The sequence below is a fragment of the Mucilaginibacter gossypiicola genome (genome assembly GCF_900110105.1).
Classification (GTDB): Bacteria; Bacteroidota; Bacteroidia; order Sphingobacteriales; family Sphingobacteriaceae; genus Mucilaginibacter; species Mucilaginibacter gossypiicola.
Genome location: NZ_FOCL01000007.1, coordinates 182913 through 209094 on the forward strand (window position 1 = coordinate 182913; position 26182 = coordinate 209094).

Below are 26182 nucleotides of genomic sequence, written 5' to 3' on the forward strand. Positions count from 1 at the left end.
TATCGGGGCAATAGTACCGTATTGCGGTAATCAGCCTCTTTAATTTTACAGCAGTAAATATGAAAAAACTGCTGCTGCTTACCGTACTGCTTTGTTACACAACTTTTCTTTCTGCGCAAACCGCCCGAATTAGGGGCCGGGTAATTGACGGCCAGACACTGCAGGCTGTAGCGTATGCAAGCGTAGCGGTATTTCGCCTGAGCGATTCTGCTTTGGTTGCAGGAACGCTTTCCCGAACCAACGGAGGCTTTGAAATTGATAAGATTAGGGCAGGGGCTTATCGTTTAAAAATAGCTTTTATAGGCTATCACGATCTTACTAAAATAGATCTGAGACTAAACGAGGGACAGCAACTCAACCTGGGTGATTTAAAATTGCAACCGGCAAATACGCAACTGAACGAAGTAAGCGTAAAAGCAAAGCAGGCAAACGCCGTTAACAGGATAGATAAGCAGATTTACCGGGCCGGGCAATTTGAAGCTGCCAAGGGAGGGTCGGCTATTGATGTGATCAAAAATTTGCCATCGGTATCAGTTAACGGAGAGGGGAACATCAGCATGCGTGGATCTGAAAGCTTTATGGTACTGGTGAACGGCAAACCTGTTATTACCGACGCGCAAACTGTATTATCACAAATACCGGCCAATTCAGTAGAGAATATCGAGGTGTTGACATCGCCCTCGGCCAAATATGATCCCGACGGAAGGGGAGGAATGCTCAATATCATCACAAAAAAAGGCGCCACAGACGGTATGACCTTAACCGTTAATGCCTTGGGTGGCCTACCCAGTACCGGCGATTTCGGAAATAAGCGTGAGCCGGTACGTTTCGGTAGCGATGCTACACTAAACTACAGGAAAGGTAAATGGGATGCATCTGTTAGCAGCAATTATAATCGGAACGATAACGCTGGTTACCGCGAGGGAGATGCTTATACCAAAAACGTTACAGCAGGTACCATCACGAGGTTTCCATCGACAGGCGAACGCAGTTTTAAGAAATATAATTATGCTGGCCGGGCTTCCATCAGTTTTACACCGGGTGCCGCCGATGTATTTTCCGGCGGCTTGTTCCTGGGGCACCGCTACCAGGACCGCGTAGCCGATTTGCTGTACCATAATACCACATCAAACCTGGGCAACAATGCGCCAATTAAAAATACCACATATTATAACTCAAACCTGCAAACCAAGGAGGGGAGTTTTGCATTGGCCAATTTTGATTATACCCATACTTTCGGCGATAAGTCCACACTGGCTGCCGGTATGGTTTATGAACATGCCAATCTGTACGGAAATACCAAAAACCGTAACCTGTATTATCCAAATACTGCTGATACTATTCAATATGTTTACAATCCTTACAAACGGCCCATTACCAGCTACCGTTTCAAGCTTGATCATAGCATGCCAATAGGTAAAGGCAAGCTGGAAAGCGGTTACCAGTTGCGCTATGATACGCAGGATGGACAGTTTGATTATTTGGTAACACCGCCAGCTTCGCAACCTGACGCAAACAAATTTCAGGGTAGTTTACATGCAAAAAATGTTATCAATTCGGTTTACAGCCAGTATTCCGGTAAGTCTGGCAAATGGGAGTACAATGGTGGCCTGCGCTATGAATACGCTACACGATCGGTAAACCTTTCATATGATGCGAACCCTCACCGGCTTAACCTGTCCAATTTATTCCCATCGGTGTTGGTACAATATAGCCTTGATGAGCAATGGAAACTGAAAGCGGATTACAGCAAACGAATTAACCGTACCACCAACCTCGAGCTAAACCCCATACCCGAACGTGAGCACTCGGAGACACTTGAAGAAGGCGATCCCGATCTGCTTCCTGAATTTATAGATCAGGCCGAACTGGGCTTAACCCACAACTTTAGTGCCGGCTCTTTTTTTGTTACTGGTTATTATCAGCATGTCAAAAATCCAATCCAACGCCTCAACAGTGTTTATGCAGATACCATACTGAACCGTGTTTATACCAATGCAGGTTCGGCCAATCAGGTTGGTGCCGAAATGGGTACTAATCTCCAGCTAAAAAAATGGTGGAGCCTGTATGTAGGGGGCAATGCCTTTAACTATCATATCAGCGGGGATATCCGTATCCTCGGTGAGCCAGTTACTATAAACAACCGCCGCTGGGCTTACACATTGAACATGAACACGGCTTTTCAATTAAGTAAAACCTGGAGTGCACAAGCTAACATAAATTATCTATCCAAACGCCCAACCGCACAAGGGGAGGACTCGCAATATTTTATTCCAAATACTTCGGTAAAGAAAACGTTCATGAATGGCAGGTTGTCGGCATCTTTGCTATGGCAAAATATGGGCATATTTAGTTCGGCCAGGCAGCGTATTACCACTTCAGGGGCTGATTTTTATACTACTACCAATTATATCTACGAAACCAACGTGTTGCTGATCAATCTTAGTTTTAATCTCAATCGTTTTGTAAGTAAACTGAAATTACCGGGCAGCGAGTTGAATGACCGGGAGTTTTAGTTTGGCGATAGCCGCAACTGTTGTGGAAATGGCCTCATTTTCTTGAAAATTGTGGTTGAATTTTGTTTAAATGTTTGGTTATTGATTTTAATTGATTTTTAAGCTGTTCTATTTGCCGCATGTTTTTTTGGTTAATAATGTCTTGTTCTTTTTCCTTCTTATCCTTCTCAAGTAAGTAAAGGGTCAGTTCTTCCACTTTTTTTACCAATAGTGTATTCATCTTTCCCAAATCAATCCCTTCATCATTTACCTGCTTCGCCGCGGGTAAATCAGGGAGATGTCCATATTGGTCAATGTAGTTTTTAACTTCCGTTAATGATGGTAAGGGATAAGCTTTTTCAAAAACATAATCGGGCCAGGCGCTTTGTGCCTGTACAGTTACTGCTTCTGCAATTGCTGCACCGCCTACTGCCAGTGCATAGGTTGCTGCTTTGGCATTGTTAGTAACATTGATAGCAAGCCTGCCGGTTAACTCGTTAGTATAAGTTGGTTTTGGAACCCGCAGCGTGCCTGCTGTTGTAATCGTCTGCGGATCACCAAGCGTAATAGTAGGTCCATTTCCAGTTGTATAACGAAAAAGTATGCGGACCTGCTTCCACGGGTTGGGGCAATTAGCTATGAGCACTGCTTGTGTTGCTGATATAGATTTTAGTTCAAGCGTAACATTGGGTGTAACAACATCTTGTTGTAATCCGTAACCCGGTGTTGAAAAGTTTACAAATACCTTAAAATTGGCTACAACAGGCATGGTATATCCCCAATTACTTGTGCCGTCTATGATTTGACCTACTAAGGTGGCACCTGTATAAAGCGCTACAGCACTTGTGTTTATTGTGGCAACAATTCGTTCTCCTGTAATATCTGTTCCGCCTTGGTTCCATTCATATACTGTTGTTGGGTTTTGGTTGCTTTGTGCATTGGCACAGGTTATTGCTACGATACAAATAAAAGATAAAAGAAGTTTTTTCATGATAGGGGTTTAGATTGATAAAGGAAGATACATATAGTTTCAGGGAACTCGGTATTGTGCGAAGTTTCCTGGGATACTAAAAATCAGAATTTTAAGCTGGAGATTAAAGGCATGATATCGGATAAGGTTGGTTCAGTTAATAAATATATATAGTTTTCATTTACAACTAAGCCAATGTTGAAAAAAGATTAAAAAGGAGCCTATTAAAAGCGAACAAGGGCCAGCGCTATATCAACAAATAAATACTGATTGTGCGGGTGCACGCAGAATAATTGCCACCTCATTTATAGGGCAACTTTAGTGACGAAAAAGCAACAACCGGAAAAAAACAACAGCCGTTGAAGTATATTTCAAGCAGCTTCTAAGGTGTTTCAACGCCACTGTGATCTGATTTTCGACGGTACGTTTGGAAACCCCGAAACTGTCGGCTATTTCCTGGTTCGACAGGTTTTTCACCCGGCTTAAATAAAAGATCTCCTGGCATCGCTTTGGCAGCTGTATCAAATATTGCTGTAATTCCTGCTGAAGTTCCAGTTCAATTAAATGGTCTTCGCCTTCGTTGTTGTGAAAAGGTTCATTTTCAGGATGGGCATCGCCCAAAACTAAAGTAAGCGGTTTTGCGGCCCGCATACGGTTATATACCTGGTAACGTGCGGCCGTAAGCATAAACGTTGGGAATGATTCTATTTCGAGTGTTTGGCGCCTGTTCCAGATATTCAGGAAAATATCGTGTACCAGTTCTTCGCTTGTTTCCTGGTTTTTGAGATAGCCCTTTGCCAGTTTATAAAGCCTTACCCAGTACCTTTCAAACAGGGCAGTAAAAGCCACCTCGTCGTTATTACGTACGGCATTCCACAACTCGGCATCTGTTAAGGACGTGTAAAGCATATAATTGGTTAGGTAAATGTATAAAAAGAGGCGCTAATTTTTAAAATTTTAAAGAAAGTGACAGAAAGTTCAAAAAAGTATGTGTGTACTATAGGAGAATCTACACTTACCTTTTGTAAACCTCAGATCATAATACTTAATGATAAGCAAAGAAGAGTTTTTGGTACTATACCAAAAGTATCTCGATGGTGAATGTTCTCCTGCCGAGAAAGAATTGCTGGCTGCATACAGTGACGATATGCACCTGCCCGATGACGTATGGACGGAGGATGATACCGACCCACTGGAGGTGCGTACACGGATTTGGCAAAAACTAAGTGAAAGCAGACAGGAAACCATTGTTTTAATGCCTAAGCGTGCCAACTACAGGTGGCTGTGGGCTGCTGCTGCTTTGGCCGGCATAGCAGTACTTGCAGGTCTACTTTTTATACCTCATGCTAAAGTGAATAACATGGCTGGTGTTGTCAGTTCAAAAACTGAAACTAAAATATTACCCGGAGGTAATAAAGCATACCTCACATTGGCGAACGGCAGCAAGATAGTACTTGATGATGCCAAAAATGGCCAGTTGGCAGCACGGGCAGGTGTAAAAGTAAGTAAGACGTCCAACGGTTTAGTGGTTTATAAATTTGACAGAAAACCTACCGAGCAGGGGCAGGCAGCCATCCCCCAAATCAATACCATAACCACACCACGGGGTGGCCAATACCAGGTGGTATTGGAAGATGGTACTAAAGTACAACTCAATGCAGCATCGTCAATAAAGTTCCCTGAGTATTTTACAGGGGCCAACCGCGAAATTGAATTAGATGGTGAGGCGTATTTTGAGGTAGCCAAAGATAAAGCCCATCCATTTATTGTTAAGGCTAATGGTACGCAGGTGCAGGTATTTGGCACCCATTTCAATATTAATGCTTATAGCGATAATCCCGACATAACTACCACCTTGCTTGAAGGCTCCGTTAAAATGAGTAAAGGTACTGCTGCAGTGATGCTTTTACCCGGACAGCAGGGAACTGTAAACCAAAACGGCTCATCGATAAAAGTACAAAAGGCCGATGTAGAAGCTAATATGGCCTGGATAAATGGCTTTTTTATATTTCATGATCAAAGCATAATAAATATCATGAAGCAGGTAAGCCGCTGGTACGACGTGGATATTGAATATCAGGATGCCCAGGTTCAGGAAAATGAATTTGGCGGTACTATATCAAAATATAAGGATATTAAAGAATTGCTTGATAATATTAAGCTTACCGGTAGTATTCACTATAAAATTGAAGGAAGGAGGGTTATCATTATGAAGTAACCTCATACTTATATAATGCTATCCCAAAAAAGAAGTAACCAGGAGCGTTCGCACCGCTCCTGGTTCAATGCTACGGGTAGCAATCAGGTCAGTTAACGATCATTTTTCTCACAACCAGTTATTTAACCTAACATTCAAATGTACAAAAATTCTACTGCATTAAAGCGCGGGCAGATACCCCGTGCCGTATCAAAATTATTTCTGATCATGAAATTGTCGTTCTTTTTGTGTCTGGTTTCGATACTTCAGGTAAGTGCCTCAACCACTTTTGCACAAAAGATTAGCCTTAATAAAAATAACGCTTCGCTTGTGGAAACGCTGAAAGATATCCACAGGCAAAGCGGATACAGCGTGTTATACAATTCCAAAATGCTGAAAAAGGCCCAGCCTGTTAATGTCGACCTTAAAGACGCAGGGTTGGAAGAAGCATTGCAGCAATGCTTCCGTGATCAGCCTTTTAGTTATGTAATTAATAACACCACTATTGTAGTTACACCCAAGCCTGCCGAAAAGAAACAGGCAATAACCATCACAGGTACAGTAAAAGATCAGAAAGGTGTGTCTTTACCGGGTGTTACAGTAAAAGTTAAGGGTACCAACACAGGAGTACAAACCAATATTGATGGTAATTATACCGTTACCGTAAATGACAATAATGCGGTATTAGTATTCAGCTTTGTGGGTTTTGTTAGCCAGGAGGTACCGGTAGGCAATCAAACCAAAATTGATGTAACGCTTAAAGAACAAACATCGGCACTCAACGAAATTGTAGTGGTTGGTTACGGTACGCAAAAGAAAGCAAACCTTACAGGGGCTGTATCATCGGTATCCGGCGAAACATTGAATAAGCGCCCTGTTGTTAATACGGCTTCTATGCTTGAAGGCCTGGCACCGGGTGTTCAGATCAACACAGGTTCGGGCGAGCCGGGAAACGAGGCGGTATCTATCCGTATTCGTGGTAACAGCACATTCAGTGGTGCTGGTTCCGATCCGTTGGTGTTGATTGATGGTGTTCCCGGGAACTTCAGCGATCTTAATCCAACAGATATCGATAATGTATCGGTTTTGAAAGACGCCGCATCCGCATCTATATATGGTTCAAGAGCAGCCAATGGCGTTGTATTGGTAACAACCAAACAGGGTAAAGCCGGGCAAATGTCTGTTACTTATGATGGTAATTTAGGATACAACAGCCCGACCAAGATGTTTAAACTGGTGACCAACTCGGCTCAATATATGGAGATGTTTAACCAGGCCCGCATTAATAGCGGAACAACAGACCCGGGGTCGCTTTATCCGCAGGATCAGATCGATCTGTATCGTAACGCTACCGATAGGGTAAAATATCCTAATACCGATTGGCTAAGCCTGATATTCAGAACTGCTGTAACACAAAACCATAACCTGACATTTAGCGGCGGTACAGAGAAAACCACCTATAATGTATCATTTGGCTATGTTAACCAGGATGGTATTGAAAGAGGCTTCGATTATAAACGATATAGCGGCCGTATCAACTTAACATCAAAGATCAACGATCATATAAAATTTGGTACCAACGTATTGTTAAAATCAGGTACCAGGGGTGCTGTAGCCGGTAACCCTTCGTCACCAACGCAATGGGATGGTTCTTCAATGGATCTCTTCCTTTCAGCTATGTCTCAGGCGCCAACCTATGGCCCTTACTTATCTGATGGCAGCGGAAGGTATACCTATAAGGCTTATGACTTTGAGTACAATAATAAAAACCCTATAGCTGTACTCGATCAAAACTTCAGAAGGGTTACTAATGATTATGCGGTAAACGCCCAGGGTTGGTTTGAGGTGCAGTTTACTAAAGACATCTCATGGTATACCAAAGGTGCGGTGAACTTTAACATGGATAAGTACAAAGATTTTAAAGCCACACTTGATGAGTATAACTTCAGGACAAATCAATTTGCAACATCTCTTGACCTGGGTAAAGGTTTAACGGACCAGGACGAGCAAACCGTATATACCAACCTGTTTAGCTACCTGAACTATGCGCACAACTTTCATGGTCATAACATTAAAGCGCAATTTGGTTACAGCATTGAACAAAGTAAATATCAATACTTATCAGGATATCGTAAAAACTTTGCCGACCTGGACCTGCAGGAGTTAAACGCAGGCGGTTCTGACATTCAAAACGCAAACGGAACCAGTAATCAATGGGCCTTGATGTCTTATTTCGGTCGTGTAAATTACGATTATAAAGGGCGTTATCTTTTAGAGGGCAATATTCGTGATGACGGAAGTTCGAAATTTGCCGGTAAAAATAAATGGGGGGTATTCCCATCGTTTTCAGCGGGCTGGCGCGTTACCGAAGAGCCTGTTGTAAAAGCCATGAATTTAACCTGGCTGGATAATTTTAAAGTAAGAGGTTCATGGGGACAGTTAGGAAATCAAAACGTAGTAATTAACGGATATGGCGTTAATTATCCTTATCAGGCATTGCTGAATTTTACCGGCAACTATTCTTTTGATAATTCTACATTGTTAACTGGTGTAGCCCAGCAAAGCCTGAACAATCCGGCCATTAAATGGGAAACCACTACCATGACCGATATTGGTTTGGATGTAACAGTTTTCAAAAACTTTAACTTAACTGCCGATTGGTATAACAAAACAACATCTGATATTTTAAGGACAGCCCAGGTTACTGCAGCCGTAGGTTTAGGCGCTCCATCTATCAATGATGGTTCGGTTAACAACAGAGGTATTGAGCTTGGTGTATCATACAATAATGTAATAACTGATGGCGCTTTAAGAGGATTAGCCTTTAATGTAGGCGCAAACGTTGACCATAACCGCAACAAGCTGGTTAAATTTGGTCAGACAGAAATCAACGATTATACTATCAACCAAAATGGGCTGCCATGGAACTCGTTTTACATGCTGCAGGTTGTCGGCATATTCCAGTCGGCACAAGAGGTAGCCAATTCTCCAAAACAATTTTCTGACTCCACACTACCGGGCGATTTAAAATATAAAGATGTAAACGGCGACGGTAAAATAGATCAGAATGATAAAACCGTGATTGGCGGTGTTTATCCTAAGTTAAATTACTCATTTAACTTATCGGCCAGCTTTAAAGGCTTTGACTTATCGGCAATGATGCAGGGCGTTTACGGTGTTAAATCTTATGTATCAGGTTGGGGTACCATCCCATTTGTACAAGGTTCGTCGCCAACTACCGATTGGTTGAATGCCTGGACACCTGAGCACCCTTCAACCACTATGCCGCGTCTTTATTTTGGCCAAAGCGCACCCGATAAAATTGGTCGCAGGTCATCATACTTCCTGCAGGATGCATCGTATTTGAGGCTTAAAAACCTGGTGTTTGGTTATACTCTGCCGTCACAACTTACTAAAAAAGTAGGTATCAACCGGTTAAGGGTTTATTTCGCAGGCGATAACCTGTTAACCATAACCAAATTTAAAGGTCTTGATCCTGAACGTTATGGCAGCGGCGACCAGGTGCAGTATCCGCAAAATAAAATCTACTCTTTTGGTTTGAACGTTTCCTTTTAATTAGCCACATGAAAAATCGAATTATATTAACCATCATATTAATTACATCGCTGTTTTTAGGCGCATGTAAAAAGGCACTTGATCTTAACCCCAACGATCAGATTGCCACCTCAACATTCTATAAAACGAAGGCCGATTTTGACGCGGCTTTGGCAGCTGTTTACGCCTCGCTTCAAACCGAAGAATTTTCTTACGGTATGGGCTTTAGGGACGGGTTTACCGATAATGGCTATAACCAATTCAATTCGGGTGCAGCTAAAGATTTTGTGCAAGGTAACTTTAACCCTACCACCGGTGGTTACGAAACCGCTATTTATAACGATAGTTATGTGGGTATTACAAGGGTAAACCTTTTTCTGCAAAATTTAGGCAACTACAAAGGCTCCGATATTTCTGATAGCCAGCGTAAAATTTATGAAGGCGAAGTAAGGTTTATTCGCGCCTTTCTTTATTTTCAATTATATAGCATTTACGGCGACGTTCCGTTGGTGACACAACCACTTGATTTGAGCAATCAAAAACAACCTAAAGTGCCTGCGGCGCAGGTACTTGCCCAAATCACTGCCGACCTGGATTATGGTATTGCTAACTTGAGCACCAATGCTTATTACGCTAATGGTGGTCATGCGGCCGCGTCATCTGCAAAAGCGTTAAAAGCAAGGGTTTTATTGTTTGCCGCATTTGGAAGCACCGGCACCCCTGATGCTACCATGCTGACCCAGGTAAGGGACCTTTGTTTGGATTTAATGGGGCAGTACAAACTAAGCACCAATTTTGAGGATATTTTCAGGGATGCTACCCAGAAAAACAATACGGAGATTATGTTTTCGGTTAACTTTTTGGCGCCAAACAATACAGCCCCGTGGGATATGTATTATGGTGACTGGGACGCCTGTGCACCAATGCAAAATATGGTAGATGCCTATGAGTGTACTGATGGACAACCATATGGTACTTCACCACTAACCGATACTAAAAATCAGTTCAAAAACCGCGACCCAAGGTTGGCCAAAACAGTATATGCCGATTCGGTATATTTTGGTCCCGGCAAGGTTCACCATCCTTCAAATCTAAGGCCAACGGGCTACGGAATTATTAAATTCCTCGAGCCTAATAACATACCTTACGGCTTTTCAACGCTTAGTCAGCAGGATGCAGTTATTTTACGTTTAGGCGAGGTAATGCTGATGTATGCCGAAGCTCAAAATGAAATTGCAGGTCCGGATGCAACAGTTTATAAAGCCATGGCCGATTTACGTGCACGTGTAAATATGCCAGCTTATCCGGCCGGATATACCAAAGACCAGATGCGTGAACGCATCAGGCACGAGCGCCGTGTTGAGCTTGCCTTTGAAGGCCTGCGCCATTACGACCTGTTAAGGTGGCACATTGCAGGGCCGGTACTTAATGCAGTGGTATCTTCTCTTATTAATTATCACTTTGAGGATAAGTTTTACCATTGGCCGCTTCCGCAAACCGAAATTGACAAGAGCGGTGGGGTGCTTATTCAGAACCCGGATTATAAATAGTACGCAGAAACTCAATAAGGGAATAAGCAGAGATCCATAATTAATATCACCCCGAATAGGTTGCCACAATAAAGTGGCAGCCTATTCTTATATCTAAGGAAATTACACCACGTTCCACTATTGTAATTTCCTTGTTCTTTTTAGTTTAGAAATGGTTTAATTAAAGATTAAATCTGCATATTTGCGCATCTGAGACTTCCTAAGTCTCATTGTGATAAGGTTTAGGAAAAAGTCCCGGCGGCGAGCGCTTTGGGGCTTTTGTTTTTTTACGCTTTTTCTTTTGATTGCTGGAAATGAAGTAGGTATACTGCGTTTATAGCTTAGTATGGCTTCAGGAGATAGTTCATAAAAAAAGCCATGCTCCTGTTGAAGCATGGCCGCAATATTAGTTATTTAATACCCCTATTAAAATAACTTATGCCTCAAAGTTAAATTGATCTTAACAAAAAAATAAATTGTAATATAAAAAATACAAAAGCCCATCGATGACAGGCTTTGGCAGACGTAGGGTCCATAGGGGTATTAAAGCTCTCTAATTCAGGTAGTACAAATATAACCTTAGGGTTTTGGAGGTGGGAGAGAAAAATAGCGAATTTTTGTAACGACTTTGTTATGTAGTTAAATGGCCGGGGGCATTTTAAATGATTAGTAGAGCTGTCTATAAAGCTTACAGTTTAAATTGAAGTTTAGAATAACGATCTTAGTATACGGGCTAATTAAACAATGAACCAGTTTATTAATTTCTTCTGGACGATACTTGGCTTTGCAGCAGTGCTTTTTTATTGGGTTGCAAACGGCTTATCTGTTTGGTTTTACCTGTTTATAGGTTTAAGCATTATCCCGGCGTTTCTCTCTCAACGTTTTTTCTACAGGATCCAGTTAAGCCATAATACAAAAATTTATGAGCGTTTAGGGGTGAGGGTTATTCGTAAGTTTGTTCAGCATGGAGATTTCGCAAACCGCATAGGAAGAAAGAACAATCCCGCCTACCGGGGCATGCTAAAAAGCGTAGACCCTCAAAGGTATCTCGGCACCATTATAATGTATGAACGGTTTCATTTTATTTGCTTTATATTTTTCCTGCTCACCAGCGGCATAGCGATTGTACAGGGGCATTATCTGTTGGCATTATTAATTGTGATAAGCAATGTGGTCTACAATGTCTTTCCCATCTTACTACAGCAATTTAACCGGATTAGGGTGTTAAGGTGCTCCAATCAAAAATCAGTATAAGGCTGCTTAAAGAATGATCGGGTGATGGCTCAGCTTGCAATGACATTAAGTTAAGAGTTTTAGAGGCTGCACCAGAGGTGCAAAAGGTTTGTAGAAATAAAAATGGATTGGATTTTTAGTGTGCCAGAGGTACACAACTCCGGTGTTCCGTACCTCTGGCACGGTTATTCTCGGTATATTATATGCTACAAACCTGTTCCCCCTCTGGGGGATTTTCTTAATATAATGACATAGCTCCGGAAGATTTTTGATTTTGTTGAACGCCTCCCGAAAACATCTCTGCAGAGGAAAAAAGGCTTTCAGCTTTATGCATTCTGCTTTTAGCGCTCATTAAATCAGGCTTTATTTCGTCATTAAACCATTAGTGTACTACTATGAAACAATACTGTATCGCTTAAAAATCGCCGTAAACTAACATTGCCTCATAAACCAATTGAAATTTTATGAGGAAAATTATTTACGCAAAATTTGCCTGTATACTCATGGTTTTGCTTTGCGCCTTTACGGCCATGGCACAACAAAGAGAGGTTACAGGTGTAGTCACCGATCAGGAGGGTTTTACCCTGCCCGGTGTTTCAGTTGCTGTTAAAGGCAGCACGGCGCAAACCGCTACCGATGCAAAGGGTAGCTTTAAGATCAGTATATCGGGCAACGGAAATATCCTGGTTTTTAAATTTCTGGGGATGCAAACCCAGGAGGTGAAAGTTGAAGCTGGAAAAAGTAAGATCAATGTAAGCCTGCTTAACGCCCGCCGCGACCTGAATGAGGTTGTGGTTGTTGGTTACGGTACAGCTAAAAAGCGCGATGTTACCGGTTCGGTAGGATCATTAAAAGGCAGTGATCTTATCAAAACTCCTGCAGCCTCAGTTGACGCATTATTGCAGGGCAAGGTACCGGGTTTACAGGTGTTGACTACATCGGGGCAGCCGGGATCGGGCTCAACCATCCGTATCCGGGGACTGGGTTCAAGGGCCGATGCTAACCCGTTGGTTGTAGTTGATGGTTTACCTTTGGGCGACGCCGGTAACCTGAAACAAATTAACCCGGATGATATCGAATCAATTGATGTATTGAAGGATGCTTCTTCGGCAGCTATCTATGGCTCAAGGGGAGCTAACGGTGTTATCCTGGTTACTACCAAAAGAGGTAAAACAGGGCAGGCACATATCACCCTAAGTACACTTACCACCGTATCAACCCTTGGCAACAAACTTGATGTTTTTCATGACCCTGTTGACGCCGCTACTATTGATAACCAAGCCCGCATTAACGCCGGTATTGCCCCGCTGTTTATAGGCCAGGTTTATGGCGGTACGTATTACCCTTCATTGGCCGAGCTTAGAGGCATTGATCCCAATAAACCCAAATGGGCATATAATACTGATTGGGCCAAACTGGTTTACCGCAACCCGGTATCGCAAAATTATACCCTTTCGGCCGATGGCGGGAACGATAAAACAAGGTACTCGATATCCGGTAATTACTACAACGAGCAGGGCCTGGCTATCCAGAACGGGTACAAAAAATACACCGGCCGTGTAAACCTGGAGCAAAAGCTTAAACCTACCGTTACGCTGGGTACTAACCTTATTGTTACTTCAACCCAAAACTACGGTCAGGGCTTATCTGTAGACAGGAGTATTGTTTTTCCTGCGTTTAATCCGGACGGTACCTATTTTCACATCGGTAGTAATGATTTTGGTAACCCGTTGCAAATAGCCAACGAGGTGCTCAACAAAAGCAAAACCATCGATCTGTTAGGTACAGCCTACATTAACTGGGAAATCATTAAAGGGCTTAATTTAAAAACACAATTAAGCTATACTCATGGCAACGCTGTTAATGATAATTACCAGCCAAGAGATGCCACCTCAACCGGTTACCTGTTTCAAGGTTATGGTGATATCAACAACTACAACGGCGATCACCTCATCAACGAAAACTATTTAACTTATGACAGGAACATCGGTAAGCAGCATCACATTAACGTTGTAGCCGGTTATACGCAGGAAACCAATACCGTACGTACATCTGATTTGCAGGGCCACGGTTTTGTGAACGATGTACTGGAAAACGAAAACCTGAAATCGGCCACTACGCAGTTTATCAGCAACGGGCTTACCAAAACAGCTTTGCAATCATTTATAGGCAGGGCAAACTATACTTTTTTGGATAGGTACCTGTTCACCTTCACCGGCAGGGCCGATGGCTCATCGGTATTTGGTGAAAACCATAAATGGGCGTTCTTTCCTTCGGGAGCTATAGCCTGGAGGGCTAATGAAGAGGCCTTTATCAAAAATATCAGCCAGATCTCAGAGTTAAAGATCCGCGCCAGCTACGGTTTAACCGGTAACCAGGGTATCAGCCCGTACCAGTCGCTGGCTACGCTGGGCAGCTACAAGTATTTTACCGATGGAGGTTTTCAAACAGGTTATGGCCCGCCGTACTATAACGATGGGTCAAACACCAACAGTAAAGTATTTAACGGCCTGCAAAACAAAAGTTTGAAATGGGAAACTACCCGCCAATTGGATATCGGTTTAGATTTAGGCTTGTTTAACCAGCGCTTTACCTTAACTGCCGATTATTACTATAAGCATACTACCGATCTGCTTCGCCAAAACCAGGTTGCGTTGTCGTCAGGTTTTTCGGTGATAGAAGTGAATGATGGTACCATTGATAACCGCGGTGTGGAGTTAGCTGCCAATGCGCAGATCTTTCAGGGGAATAAATTTTCGTGGAGCGTAGGCGGCAACTTTGCGCTGAATAGGAATAAAGTAATTGCCATTGGCGGCGGCAACCAGATAGAAGCAAACGGACAGGATATTGAAGCCATTCGTGCACCATTAAACTACTACATTAACGGGCAACCCGCCAATGTTTTCCTGGGTTATAAGTTTGATGGCATTGTACAAACAGCAGGCGGCACTAACCCGGTTGATGGTACGGCAGCAACAGTTGGTGATATCAAATACTTAGCCGGCGGGCCAATTGCGGTAGGGCAGGGCGAGTACATTATCGGCAACCCTAACCCTAAGTTTTATTATGGCTTTAATACCTCGTTAAAATATGGTCAGTTTGATTTGTATGCGCAGTTTTACGGCGTAAGCGGTAATGACATATTCAACTTTCAAACCTTTACACCAAGTGCGCAGCTGCAAGCCTGGACGCCTGATAACCACACCAACCTTTATCCAAGTGTAAACGCAACACGTGTGTACTATGCTTCAAACTGGTATGTACAAAAAGGAACTTACCTGCGCCTGCAAAACGTAAACCTGGGTTACACGCTTAAACCCAATTTAATTAAGGGGATCACTAATCTGCGGGTTTATTTCTCGGGTACCAACCTGTACACGTTTACCAATTTCAGCCCAAGCTTTGATCCCGAAGTTGGCGAAAACGGACAGTTTGGTGGTAATTACCGCAAGCCGCGCCAGTATTCGCTGGGGTTAAATGTTAGTTTTTAATTAAACACCCATCACCAACATGAACAAATTTAAATACACCATCATAGCTTTAGCAGCAACAACCATGGCGTTGTCGTGCAAAAAGCAGCTGGAAGAAAAACCATACGGGTTTTTATCTACCACCAACTTTTACAAAACCGAGTCGGATGCAAATTCGGCACTTATTTACGCTTATTCCATCCTGCCCGATCTGGGTTATTATTCGCGTAATTTTATCGTACTAACAGAGCTGCCTACTGAGGATGTTGCTGCGGCCAGCGGTAAAAGCGCCGACGAAATGCTGCTTGACCAATTGACTGTTACGCCAACCAACGGCGTACTGGCACCTGCCTACCAGTTTCCCTATGTAGGGATAAACCGTGCCAACCTGGTTATCAAATATGTGCCTGCTATTACCGGCATGACGGATGCCGCCAAAAATGAGATCCTGGGCGAAGCTTATACACTTCGGGCCCTGCATTACTTTAACCTGGTACGTTTGTTTGGCGCTGTGCCTTTACATACCGATCCGGTTGATGACATTAGTCAAACCAACCTGCCGAAATCAAGCATGAAGGATATTTATGATCTCATCATTGCCGACTTAACAAAAGCTGCTGGTATGATGGATCAGACTGTAAGGCTTGGCCGCGTAAACCAGGTAGGTGCAGAGGGCATTTTAGCCAAGGTTTATCTTACGCTTGCATCGGCCAAAGCAAGCAGTTCACCGGGGTATGATTTTGTAAGCAATGCCGATGATATGTACAACAACGCCAAAACCTGGGCCGCAAAAGTTGTTACAGGGCAATCGGTTTACAGCCTTGATCCTGATCTGATGGCTATTTACGATGTAAACAAAAAGCTTGGCCCCGAGCATTTGTTTGACGCCTCGGTTGACAGGAGCGGGGCCGATGAAGGCCAGTATTCTAAGCTACCACTGTTTTTTATGCCAAACCTCAACTTCCGTTTACCTAACGGCACCTATGTACCCGGTGGCTTTAATGAATTCCTGACCGAAAGCGGTATTTACGACAGCTTTGATGCCAATGATAAACGCAAAAGCCAGCTGATCATCTCCACAATTTATGATGTGGGCGATGCAGGCGGCAACAAAGGCCCAACCCAAAACCTCAGCATTACCGATTCATATTACCGTCCGTTCAGCAATAAGTTTAATGACTCTGGCTGGCAAACCGGGCAGCAAACCAGTGCCAATACGCCTATTATCCGCTTTTCGGATGTGTTGTTGATCTATGCAGAAGCATGCGGCCCAACTGCTGAGGGGTATGCTGCTGTAAACCGGATCCGTACCAGGGCCGGTTTGGGTAACCTGCCGCCGGGCTTGTCGGTTGCACAATTCAGGGATGCGGTGATCCAGGAGCGCAAATGGGAGCTTTGTTTTGAGGGAAACCGCCTGTTTGATCTTCGCCGCAGTCATAAAATGGAATCGGTGTTGAAGGATACCTATGGTAAAACCATCACCGGCGATCCGTACTACTTCCCAATTCCGCAGGCCGAGGTAAACAAGAACCCCAATTTAGGTAAGTGATCAAATAAAACTGAAAATGAAAAAACTAACATATATCATTTTACTGGCGGTGTTCTTTGCAACATCCTGCCAAAAAGACCCGATGGATGGCATCAAAAGCCATGAACGGGCAATTGAATCATTCAGCGTAGGGGCAGGGCTGGTACAAATAGGCCCTGCGGTTATAGATCGGGATGCATCAACTGTGACCGTGCGCGTACTGGTACAACCAAGTAATGATTTCAGCAAGGTAAAACCAACGGTGATCTCATCATACAAATCAAACCTGCAGCCCGCATCTGGCGCGCAGGTTGATTTTTCGGGCAGCGGCAACACTGCCACTTATACCGTAACCTCCGAAACCGGTGAGAAAAAGGAATGGAAAGTAATTCTGCAACCTTTTTCAGAAGTGTTACTGGGTACATTTAAAATTAACGGTTTAGTTGTTTACGGCGGTACAGGTCCTGAGTATGGCGGCGGTGCGGTTTTAAAGCTTGATGATAAACCATGGGATTGGCCCGCCACTGATGGTCCTTCGGCAGAGCTGGATAACTCGCTTACCCTCACCTATACTGGTGTAACTGCCGATGGTAATACCTACGGCAAAATAGTGAACGATGCCGGTGCCGATGGCAAATACGCCAATTTTCAATATATACAAAACCCAGTTACCGATGTAAACAGTTTTTACCGCAAAATCCCGAAAGGTGAGGGCACCTGGCTGCATAATTATTCGGACAATACCATCACATTCACTTTTGCCGATGGTTCTACATCAACCGGAACATTTGAAAGTGCAGGTACAACCAGCCTGGGTAATGGCTTAAGCAAAACTATTACCGATAATGCATTCAAGTTCACACTGAACGGCGTTGACGACTGGAATAATATTTATTCGGATTACGACAAGTTTGTGAAACGCCCGAGGGTTTTCTGGATTGATGTGAAGAAGCAGTAAGTCGCCCGGGAAACTAAAAACACGCCGCCTGGCTCCGGATGGCAAGTGTCGGAAAGATGAAAGTCGATGAGCAAATAAATAAAAACATGTCATTGCGGGCGTAGCGCGGCAATCGCACGGAAGGATATTCGCTCTGTATAGTATGCGATTGCTTCGTCGTTCCTCCTCGCAATGACATAATTTTTGTCTTTCTAATACTTGTGGACCGAAGCCAGGCGGTAACTATTGAAATGTGACGTTGAATATGAACCCTTATGAAAAAAATGCAAATATCTTTAATCCTGATCACAGCTGCTACAGCCGTTTTCTTTGCCTGCGGCGGAAAAAAATCTGATGCCGGCCCCGGCGGCGATGGTGGCGGAACAAAACCTCCGGTTGATACGCCCGTGGTTACGATCCCCACCACCCCATACAAATCCCTAAACTATTTGTATAAAATATCGGGTACCAAAACCGTAGCCGGGATCCATAACCGCGAGCCAAATGCTACCCCCGCTGTATGGACAGAGAAAGTTTATTCCGTAACCGGCAAGTATCCCGGCCTGTGGAGCGGTGATTTCCTGTTTCAGCAGGATAATATCAACGACAGGCAAACCATGATCAACGAGGCTATTGATCAATGGAACAAAGGAGCGCTGGTCAACATCATGTGGCACTCCTGCAACCCGGCCCTTGCCGAGCCCTGTGGCTTTGATGCCAATGGTGTACTCAGTAAACTCACTAACGACCAATGGACAGAACTCACCACCGATGGCTCGGCTATGAACAATAAATGGAAGGCTTTGGTTGATGAAGTATGCTTTTACCTGCAACAACTAAAAGATAAAAACGTGGAAGTGCTTTGGCGGCCAATGCATGAAATGAACCAGGGCAGCTTTTGGTGGGCAGGCAGGCCTGGCCCAACCGGCACCCGCAAACTTTACCAGATGCTGCATGACTATATGGTAAAAACCAAAGGGCTCACCAACCTGATATGGGTTTGGGATGTTCAGGATTTTGGCAGCCTTAACGATGATGTAAACGCTTACAATCCCGGTGCCGATTATTATGATGTTGCCGCGCTTGATGTTTATGATGGCAGCGGCTACACCCAGGCTAAATACAACACTATGGTAACCGTAGCAGCGGGGAAACCCATTGCTATTGGCGAATGCCAGAAATTGCCTACCGCGGCCCAATTGACTGCCCAGCCTAAATGGACATTTTTTATGGGCTGGAGCGAACTGGAATTTAGCAACAACAGCGATGCGGATATCAAAAATCTGCATACTGCGCCCAATGTGATCACCCTTGATAAAATGCCAGGCTGGAAATAAGCCCATGTTATAAATGAAACTACATTATAAAATATTAACCCCCTTGCTGTTGCTTTTTGCTTGCGCCGCCCAGGCGCAGCAAATACAGTATCATTTGCTGAATGCGAAGGTTATTGAGTTTGAAAAAACGGAGTGGGATATTAGCTTATCTGCTCCTTTTGTAAACCCTTACGATCAGCAGGATATTAGTGTTGATCTGGAAATGGTTAGTCCGTCGGGAAGGCCGGTTGTGCTGCCATGCTATTTTGAAAAAGGAGACAGTACGCTGTCAAATTGGAAAGCCCGCTTCGCCGCGCAGGAAACAGGTGAATACAGTTACCATTTTAACCTCAGAAGTAAGGCTGGCGAATCAAAATCAAATGAAGGGCATTTCAATGTGCAGGCATCCGCGAAGCCCGGGTTCCTGCATAAAAATAATACCTGGACTTTTAAATTTGACAATGGCAGGTTGTTTAGGGGAATAGGCGAAAACGTAGCCTGGGAATCACGAAAGTTTGAAAACGACAAATGGACCTATGATCATTTGTTACCTACGCTTTCAAAAAACGGGGCTAACTTTTTCCGTACCTGGATGTGCTACTGGAACTTGCCGCTGGAGTGGAAAAAGGTTTCTTCAACCAAACGTTACCGCAGTACCAATGAGTACTTTAATCCAGGTGCCCTTAAACGCATGGATGAACTGGTACAGATGACCGATTCTTTAGGCCTGTACTTTATGCTCACGCTGGATTGGCATGGTCATTTGATGGAAGCAGGCGGCTGGAAAAACAGTCCTTATAACACTATAAACGGTGGCCCCGCAAAAACTCCAACAGAGTTCTTTAGTCTTCAAAAAGCTAAGGAAAAGTATAAGAATAAGCTCCGATATGTGATTGCGCGCTGGGGATATAGCACCAGTATCGCCGCGTTCGAGTTTTTTAACGAGGTTGATAATGCGGCATTCAACAAGGAGGACAGTATTTTGATCCCTCATCAATACATTACGCAATGGCATGATGATATGAGCGGATACCTGAAAGATGTTGACCCTTATCATCATATGGTTACAACCAGTATTTCGCACCGGGATATCCAGGGACTTAATTCCTTAGCTTATCTTGATTTTAACCAGAAACACATCTATAAGCATACGGAAAAAATCCCGGCAATCTACCCTGATTATATTCAAACCTATGGTAAGCCCTATGTAGTTGGCGAGTTCGGATACCGTTGGGAGGATGCTGATCCTAAATACGCAAAAGAGGCAGATTTTGATTTCAAACGCGGCCTGTGGTACGGTTTATTCAGCGAGACACCTTTACTCCCTATGAGCTGGTGGTGGGAGTTGTTTGATGATGAGAAAATGGCCTATTTTTTCAAAGGTGTACGGGAGATAAGTGATGCCATGCTTAATGCAGGTAACGGTTCATTTATACAAATCCGGGTTACTGCCGGCAAGGCAGAAGCATACGGGATGAAATGCGGTAATAAATATTTCATTTACCTGCTCAATAATACAGATCAGGTAATTTCAACACAGGTGGTTATCCTGGCGACAATTAATAAGTTCTCGATCCGGTCATTTTCGCCCGAAACAGGGGTGTATAAACCAGAGAGCGGCGGCAGGTCATCAGGCAAAAACATAACGATCAGCACTTTGGGATTGCAATCAAAAGAAGCTCGGATCTTAATCGTAAATGATGAAAGCAAATGAAGTTTTCAGGGAAATAACCCCGCTTACCCCGGGCGATTGTTTCCTGCTTTTCGATAGGAATAAAAAGCGGTTCGACTTTCCGGTGCACCGGCACCATGAAATGGAACTTAATCTGATCTTAAACGCTGGCGGTGCCAAACGCGTTGTTGGCAATCATTCGGCAGAAATTACTAATATCGAGTTGGTATTGCTTGGGCCAAACCTGGAGCATGGCTGGCTAAACCACAATTGCAGAGGCGAAAACATCCGGGAGATAACCATACAGTTTCAGCACGATATTTTAAGCGGCGGAATGTTTGACCGGGAACAGATGCAAATGTTAAAAACTATGTTCAACGTTTCGGCAAAGGGCATAGTTTTCGGCGCGGAGACGGTTAATAAACTCGCCCCTATGATTTCTGCACTGTCCGGTAAAAGCGGATTTGACTCGGTAATCGCCTTGCTGAAAATTCTTCATGAACTTTCTTTGTCTCCGTATCAATGCCTGCTCGATCAGAATACTGTCGAAATAAATCTACTTAAAGAAAAAATTCAGGAAGATGATTTTGTTGAACGGGTTTTTTCGTTCATGAACGCCAATTATCAGCAGGCAATCAGCCTAAATGAAACAGCCCAGACTGTTAAAGTGCCTGGCAAACTTTTTAGCAGGATATTGAAAAGGCGTACCGGGTTAACATTTAAGGATTGCCTCACCCAGATCAGGCTTGGGCATGTATCAAGATTGCTGATCGAAAATAACTATTCGGTTGGGGAAATAGCCTATCGTTGCGGTTTCAGTAACCTGGCAAATTTTAACCGGGTTTTTAAATTAAAGAAAAAATGTACCCCTAAGCAGTTCAGGGATAAGTATAACGGGAATAGGGTTGTGGTTTATTGAATAGCAGTTTTTATGCTGCTGATGTAACAAAAAAGTGGCCGGTATTTTTTACATGCCACGCGTTAATGTTAAAATAGTATTACTCTAAAGCATGGGTAATAGTTAAGTTTGTTTTACCAGTTATAATAGTCGCCATTATCATACTCAGCGACTTCATAATATGTTTTTCTTTTAAGCAGGTTGAATTGAAAGGTGTTTGCGCATGAAGAAACTTTACTTTTTTTTAGTGTTTTGGTATTGTGTTTTATTTGCTCTAAGCGGCAATGCGCAATATTTGTATCAGCAGATTGATAATAGCAGCGGTCTCTCCAATAGTTGTATTAACACTATTTACCAGGACAGCGAACAGCTCATTTGGTTTGGTACCTGGGATGGACTTAACTTTTACGATGGTAAAAATATCCATGTATTTAATTACGAGCGTACAAGGCCCGGTAAAAATTCAATAGCCAGCAATATCATCTATCAGGTAACCGGCGATAACAGCCGCAATATTTGGATAGGTACTGTTGAAGGCATCTCCAAATTCAACAAAAGCACCGGCGATTTCAGCAATTACTTTTACAATCGCAAAAAGGTGGTATCAAACGGATATACCATTGCGGTTGATAACAATGGTTTCGTGTACACCGCCCGTCGCAATGGTAATGAGATAGACCTGTACAATCAGCAGCTGGATAAGTTCAGCAAAGTTGATATTAAAGGGTTACATAACTTTTTGCTGATAAAGATCTTTTTTGATACGCACAACAACCTGTGGCTTCTGAAGGACGATGGTATTCTTGAGGTTTTTAATAAAACAGCCGCTGGTTTTGTAAAGCAGGTTGCATTTCCATCAGTCAATAATATCGATAACGTATTTTTTGTTAACGGGAAGGTATTTTATTCGTCCAAAACCGGCGACTTGTTTAGGGTTGAGGATAACCTCACTGCTCAAAAAATAATGAAGCTGCCTCACGAGGTGCGTTCTATGAGTTATTACCGGCAACATTACGTTTTTGCCTGGGCATCAAAGGGTATTGGCGAGTATGATCCGGATTTCAAACCATCTTCTTTTTTATCTGCCGAAATACCGGTACTGCAAAATATCCGGATTACTTCATTACAGGATGCCGGTGCCAATTTATTGTGGATAGGTACCGATGGCAACGGAATTTTAAAGGTAACGCCGAAGGAAAACTATTTTGGCATTATCCAGAAGCAGAGTAACGGTCAGTCGTTTCACATCCCGGTACGTGCTTTTTGTGCGGTTGATAATGAATTGTGGGTGGGTACTAAAGGTAATGGTATTGTCACCATCAAAAACTTTGGCAAAAGCGATGTGTCTTTTTCTACAATTAAATCCTTTCATACCAATGTCGATCTTTTGGATAATTGCGTGTATTCAATTACCAAAGATAAAACCGGTATGGTTTACATCGGTTCTGACGCGCCGGGCATCACGCTGTATGATCAACGGTTAAAAAGATTTATCAAATGGGAAGAAATAGGAGGCAGTCAAAAATATCCTTCATTCGGCTCAGTGCATTGTGTACTGCATGATCAGGACGGATCGGCATGGTTGGGGTTAAACGAGGGTGGCTTAGTTCACCTCAAGCTGGAAATTGACAAGGGGGGCCATGTTTCTTTAAGTTATCTTGAAAAGTTTATCTATGATGGCACCAATGCTGGTCCCGGCAGTTACGTAATTTATAGTCTTGCCGAAGGTAGTAACGACCGGATCTGGATAGGATGCCGTTATGGAGGCTTGAGCATGTTTGATAAAAAGCTCAGAAAATTTAAGACCATAAAAGCATTCTCTTACGATAAAAGCCTGTCGAACAATGATGTGCTTTCGCTTTACATGGATAGCCATAAAAAGCTGTGGATAGGTACCAGCTTTGGTTTAAACTGGGTTGATGAAGAGCTTGCAGCAAAGCAATCAAAACCGGTATTTAACAAATTGTATATTGACGATGGGCTTCCTAATAACACCGTTCATGCTATTAACGAAGACAATGCTGGTAATATCTGGATTAGTACCAACAAAGGACTGGCCCGGATCAATCCGCAAAGTTTAAAGATTGTACAGTTTAAAGAGTCGGACGGGTTGCAGAGCGATGAGTTTAGCGATAACGCTGTTTGGAAAGATCCTGCCGGGATGTTGTTTTTTGGAGGGATTTACGGGTTTAATTATTTTTCGCCGGGAGGCATTGTTATTAATAATGAACAGCCGCACCTGTTACTGTCTGAGTTACAGTTTGCAGGCAAGTTTGCAACCGAACGCGGGCTCAATGTGCTTACCAAAAATGGTTCCGCTGTAAACCAGCATTACGAGCTGGCTCCCCAGGATAACTATTTTGAACTCAATATTCAGCCCATAACATACCTGCACCCGCAAAAATGCCAGTATGCTTATTTTTTGGAGAACAGCGACAAGGAATGGCATTACATGGGAAATAATGAAAAGATCATTTACAATAATATAGCAGCGGGGAACTACAGGTTATTAATTAAATGGACAAACGGTGAAGGCATCTGGACGGAGGGTATCCCTGCATTCAGTATTACTGTAAAGCAATACTTTTGGCTTACTACATGGGCTTATCTGTTGTATGCGCTTGTACTGGCGGGTTCCGGCTATCTGTATTTCAGGTACCGTAAAAATAAATTCATGATGAGGCAGCAACTCCATATGGAACATATGCTGCATCAAAAAGATGAAAAATTGCACCAGGAGCAGCTCGATTTTTTTACCAATATAGCCCATGAACTGCAAACGCCGCTAACACTTATTTTAGGATCGCTTGAAAGGTACCTGTATAAAAATAAACAGGATGAACCGATGCAGGATAACTATTTTTTATCAGTAGTAAAACAGGAAGCATCGCGGTTACATTACCTGGTGTTGCAATTGCTGGAGTTTCGCAAGGCTGAATCAGGCTTTTTAAAAAATCATTTTTCATACCTGAATGTTTCCGGGTTACTTAAGAATATTGCCAAATTATTTGAGCCGCTTTCTGAACCTAAAAGGCTTGATTTTTCATGTTACATCGAACCCGACATTAGTTTATGGATTGATAAGGACAAGCTTGAAAAAATTATTTTCAACCTGCTGTCCAATGCGTTTAAGCACAGTACCGATGGGCAGTCAGTAATATTTTCTGTAAACAGGCTTGCCGGATCAGATCAATTGGAGTTCGTGGTAGCCAACTCTGGCTGTACATTAACCGCGGATGAAATGCAGCGCCTTTTCGACAGGTTTTTTGTGGCTGATGGAAGCCAGCAAAGCAAGATCAGCTCGGGGGTAGGGCTTGCCTTTACCCGGCAATTGGTGTCATTGCTCAATGGTACTATTGAAGCGCAATGCAATAACGGCTGGATAGCCTTTAAGGTACACTTGCAGTTAAGCTTTATACCCGGCAAGCACGAACTGGTAACCGAGATAGGGGAGAAGGTTGAAAAGCCGTCATATATATTCCAGTCGATAACTCCTGCACAGGCTAAGGACAGGCAGGTTACTGTAGCCGAGAATAATAAAAAGGCACTTGTTAAAAGCTTTGAGCAGGAAGATAAAAAAATGATCCTGGTGGTTGAGGATGAGCAGCGTATCCGTTACCTGCTTAAAGATATTTTGCAGGAGCAGTATATTGTATATGAAGCTGCAACCGGCAAGGAAGCATTGGAAGTGATCAAACGTATTACGCCCGACCTGATCATCAGCGATATCATGATGCCCGATTTTGATGGTCTGCAGCTTTGCGGTGTAATTAAAAGCACGCCCGAATCCTGCCATATTCCATTTGTGATCCTATCGGCAAGGGGAACCGTTGAGCAACAGACAGAAGGCTACGAACTGGGGGCCGATGCTTATATTCCTAAACCTTTCCAAACGGAACATTTGCTGGTAAGGGTTCAAAAACTGCTCGAATACAGGGAAAAACTGCACCTATTTTTTAACAACAGCAAGCTGGCCGACCAGTTGGATATTAATGACATTAAGGACAGCGACAAGTATTTTATAGAGAAGGTTGTAGGTATAATAGAAGATAATTTGTTGGAGGAGCTTGACGGCGCCTTTTTGGAAAACGCATTAAACCTGAGTAAGATTCAGCTGTACAGGAAAATAAAAACGCTCTCCAATATGAGCCCTACAGAGCTGATCAGGCATGTACGGCTGCAAAAAAGTGCCGTTCTGCTCACAACTTCCGATCTCACGGTATCAGAGATATTTTACCGGACAGGGTTCAACAACAAAACCTATTTTTTCAGGGAGTTTAAGCGGGTTTACAATTGCTCTCCCAATGCCTATCGTGCAAAGCACAGGTTGCCAGATTTAAATTAAGTGGAAAATATATTGAGATATAAAGCGTTTAGTTGGG

General features: G+C 43.2%; 14 protein-coding genes. 12 read left to right on the forward strand and 2 right to left on the reverse strand.

Annotated elements, in window-relative coordinates:
* Positions 1–59: 59 nt before the first annotated feature.
* Entirely contained in the window at positions 60–2516 is a 2457-nt protein-coding gene (locus BMX50_RS22520; protein ID WP_091214312.1) for a TonB-dependent receptor, read from the forward strand.
* A 34-nt stretch (positions 2517–2550) separates the two neighbouring features.
* Here the strand turns inward: BMX50_RS22520 and BMX50_RS22525 are convergent, their stop codons facing one another.
* Together BMX50_RS22525 and BMX50_RS22530 are read right to left on the reverse strand one after the other, a co-directional pair.
* A complete protein-coding gene (locus BMX50_RS22525) occupies positions 2551–3486 on the reverse strand; it encodes a hypothetical protein (RefSeq protein WP_091214315.1) in 936 nt (311 codons plus the stop codon).
* Between the two features lie 297 nt (positions 3487–3783).
* Positions 3784–4374 carry an RNA polymerase sigma factor gene (locus tag BMX50_RS22530; RefSeq protein ID WP_091214318.1) on the reverse strand — a complete coding sequence of 197 codons (591 nt, stop codon included), beginning with the start codon at positions 4372–4374 and terminating at the stop codon, positions 3784–3786.
* 139 nt (positions 4375–4513) lie between these two features.
* Here BMX50_RS22530 and BMX50_RS22535 point away from each other — a divergent pair, with 139 nt between their 5' ends.
* The 11 genes from BMX50_RS22535 to BMX50_RS22590 all read left to right on the forward strand — a co-directional run bounded on the left by BMX50_RS22535 (position 4514) and on the right by BMX50_RS22590 (position 26145).
* On the forward strand, positions 4514–5683 hold the full coding sequence (locus BMX50_RS22535) for a FecR family protein (RefSeq protein ID WP_091214323.1): 1170 nt from the start codon (positions 4514–4516) through the stop codon (positions 5681–5683).
* Between the two features lie 138 nt (positions 5684–5821).
* Complete coding sequence (locus BMX50_RS22540) at positions 5822–9238, forward strand: TonB-dependent receptor (RefSeq protein ID WP_208864770.1); 3417 nt, start codon at positions 5822–5824, stop codon at positions 9236–9238.
* 8 nt (positions 9239–9246) lie between these two features.
* Entirely contained in the window at positions 9247–10767 is a 1521-nt protein-coding gene (locus tag BMX50_RS22545) for a RagB/SusD family nutrient uptake outer membrane protein (RefSeq protein WP_091214327.1), read from the forward strand.
* 723 nt (positions 10768–11490) lie between these two features.
* Entirely contained in the window at positions 11491–12000 is a 510-nt protein-coding gene (locus BMX50_RS22555) for a glycosyl-4,4'-diaponeurosporenoate acyltransferase CrtO family protein (RefSeq protein ID WP_091214337.1), read from the forward strand.
* 443 nt (positions 12001–12443) lie between these two features.
* Positions 12444–15470: a SusC/RagA family TonB-linked outer membrane protein gene (locus BMX50_RS22560; protein ID WP_091214340.1), complete on the forward strand. Its 3027-nt coding sequence runs from the start codon at positions 12444–12446 to the stop codon at positions 15468–15470.
* A 19-nt stretch (positions 15471–15489) separates the two neighbouring features.
* Complete coding sequence (locus BMX50_RS22565; RefSeq protein WP_091214344.1) at positions 15490–16998, forward strand: RagB/SusD family nutrient uptake outer membrane protein; 1509 nt, start codon at positions 15490–15492, stop codon at positions 16996–16998.
* A 16-nt stretch (positions 16999–17014) separates the two neighbouring features.
* Positions 17015–17935 carry a hypothetical protein gene (locus tag BMX50_RS22570; RefSeq protein ID WP_091214349.1) on the forward strand — a complete coding sequence of 307 codons (921 nt, stop codon included), beginning with the start codon at positions 17015–17017 and terminating at the stop codon, positions 17933–17935.
* A 263-nt stretch (positions 17936–18198) separates the two neighbouring features.
* Positions 18199–19251: a glycoside hydrolase family 26 protein gene (locus BMX50_RS22575; protein WP_091214818.1), complete on the forward strand. Its 1053-nt coding sequence runs from the start codon at positions 18199–18201 to the stop codon at positions 19249–19251.
* A gap of 13 nt (positions 19252–19264) precedes the next feature.
* Positions 19265–20944, forward strand: a complete 1680-nt coding sequence (locus BMX50_RS22580; protein ID WP_091214353.1) for a DUF5060 domain-containing protein — start codon at positions 19265–19267, stop codon at positions 20942–20944.
* Positions 20928–21821, forward strand: a complete 894-nt coding sequence (locus BMX50_RS22585) for an AraC family transcriptional regulator (RefSeq protein ID WP_244281079.1) — start codon at positions 20928–20930, stop codon at positions 21819–21821. Before BMX50_RS22580 ends, BMX50_RS22585 begins: the two co-directional genes overlap by 17 nt.
* Before the next feature lie 202 nt (positions 21822–22023).
* Positions 22024–26145 carry a hybrid sensor histidine kinase/response regulator transcription factor gene (locus tag BMX50_RS22590; protein ID WP_091214362.1) on the forward strand — a complete coding sequence of 1374 codons (4122 nt, stop codon included), beginning with the start codon at positions 22024–22026 and terminating at the stop codon, positions 26143–26145.
* Positions 26146–26182 lie beyond the last annotated feature (37 nt).

Excerpts from the sequence above, each read along its gene's own strand:
- BMX50_RS22580 (WP_091214353.1), top strand. The coding sequence starts at position 19,265 with ATGAAACTACATTATAAAATATTAACCCCCTTGCTGTTGCTTTTTGCT.
- BMX50_RS22530 (WP_091214318.1), bottom strand. The coding sequence starts at position 4,374 with ATGCTTTACACGTCCTTAACAGATGCCGAGTTGTGGAATGCCGTACGT.
- BMX50_RS22570 (WP_091214349.1), top strand. The coding sequence starts at position 17,015 with ATGAAAAAACTAACATATATCATTTTACTGGCGGTGTTCTTTGCAACA.
- BMX50_RS22540 (WP_208864770.1), top strand. The coding sequence starts at position 5,822 with ATGTACAAAAATTCTACTGCATTAAAGCGCGGGCAGATACCCCGTGCC.
- BMX50_RS22585 (WP_244281079.1), top strand. The coding sequence starts at position 20,928 with ATGATGAAAGCAAATGAAGTTTTCAGGGAAATAACCCCGCTTACCCCG.
- BMX50_RS22535 (WP_091214323.1), top strand. The coding sequence starts at position 4,514 with ATGATAAGCAAAGAAGAGTTTTTGGTACTATACCAAAAGTATCTCGAT.
- BMX50_RS22565 (WP_091214344.1), top strand. The coding sequence starts at position 15,490 with ATGAACAAATTTAAATACACCATCATAGCTTTAGCAGCAACAACCATG.
- BMX50_RS22520 (WP_091214312.1), top strand. The coding sequence starts at position 60 with ATGAAAAAACTGCTGCTGCTTACCGTACTGCTTTGTTACACAACTTTT.
- BMX50_RS22575 (WP_091214818.1), top strand. The coding sequence starts at position 18,199 with ATGCAAATATCTTTAATCCTGATCACAGCTGCTACAGCCGTTTTCTTT.
- BMX50_RS22560 (WP_091214340.1), top strand. The coding sequence starts at position 12,444 with ATGAGGAAAATTATTTACGCAAAATTTGCCTGTATACTCATGGTTTTG.
- BMX50_RS22590 (WP_091214362.1), top strand. The coding sequence starts at position 22,024 with ATGAAGAAACTTTACTTTTTTTTAGTGTTTTGGTATTGTGTTTTATTT.
- BMX50_RS22555 (WP_091214337.1), top strand. The coding sequence starts at position 11,491 with ATGAACCAGTTTATTAATTTCTTCTGGACGATACTTGGCTTTGCAGCA.
- BMX50_RS22545 (WP_091214327.1), top strand. The coding sequence starts at position 9,247 with ATGAAAAATCGAATTATATTAACCATCATATTAATTACATCGCTGTTT.
- BMX50_RS22525 (WP_091214315.1), bottom strand. The coding sequence starts at position 3,486 with ATGAAAAAACTTCTTTTATCTTTTATTTGTATCGTAGCAATAACCTGT.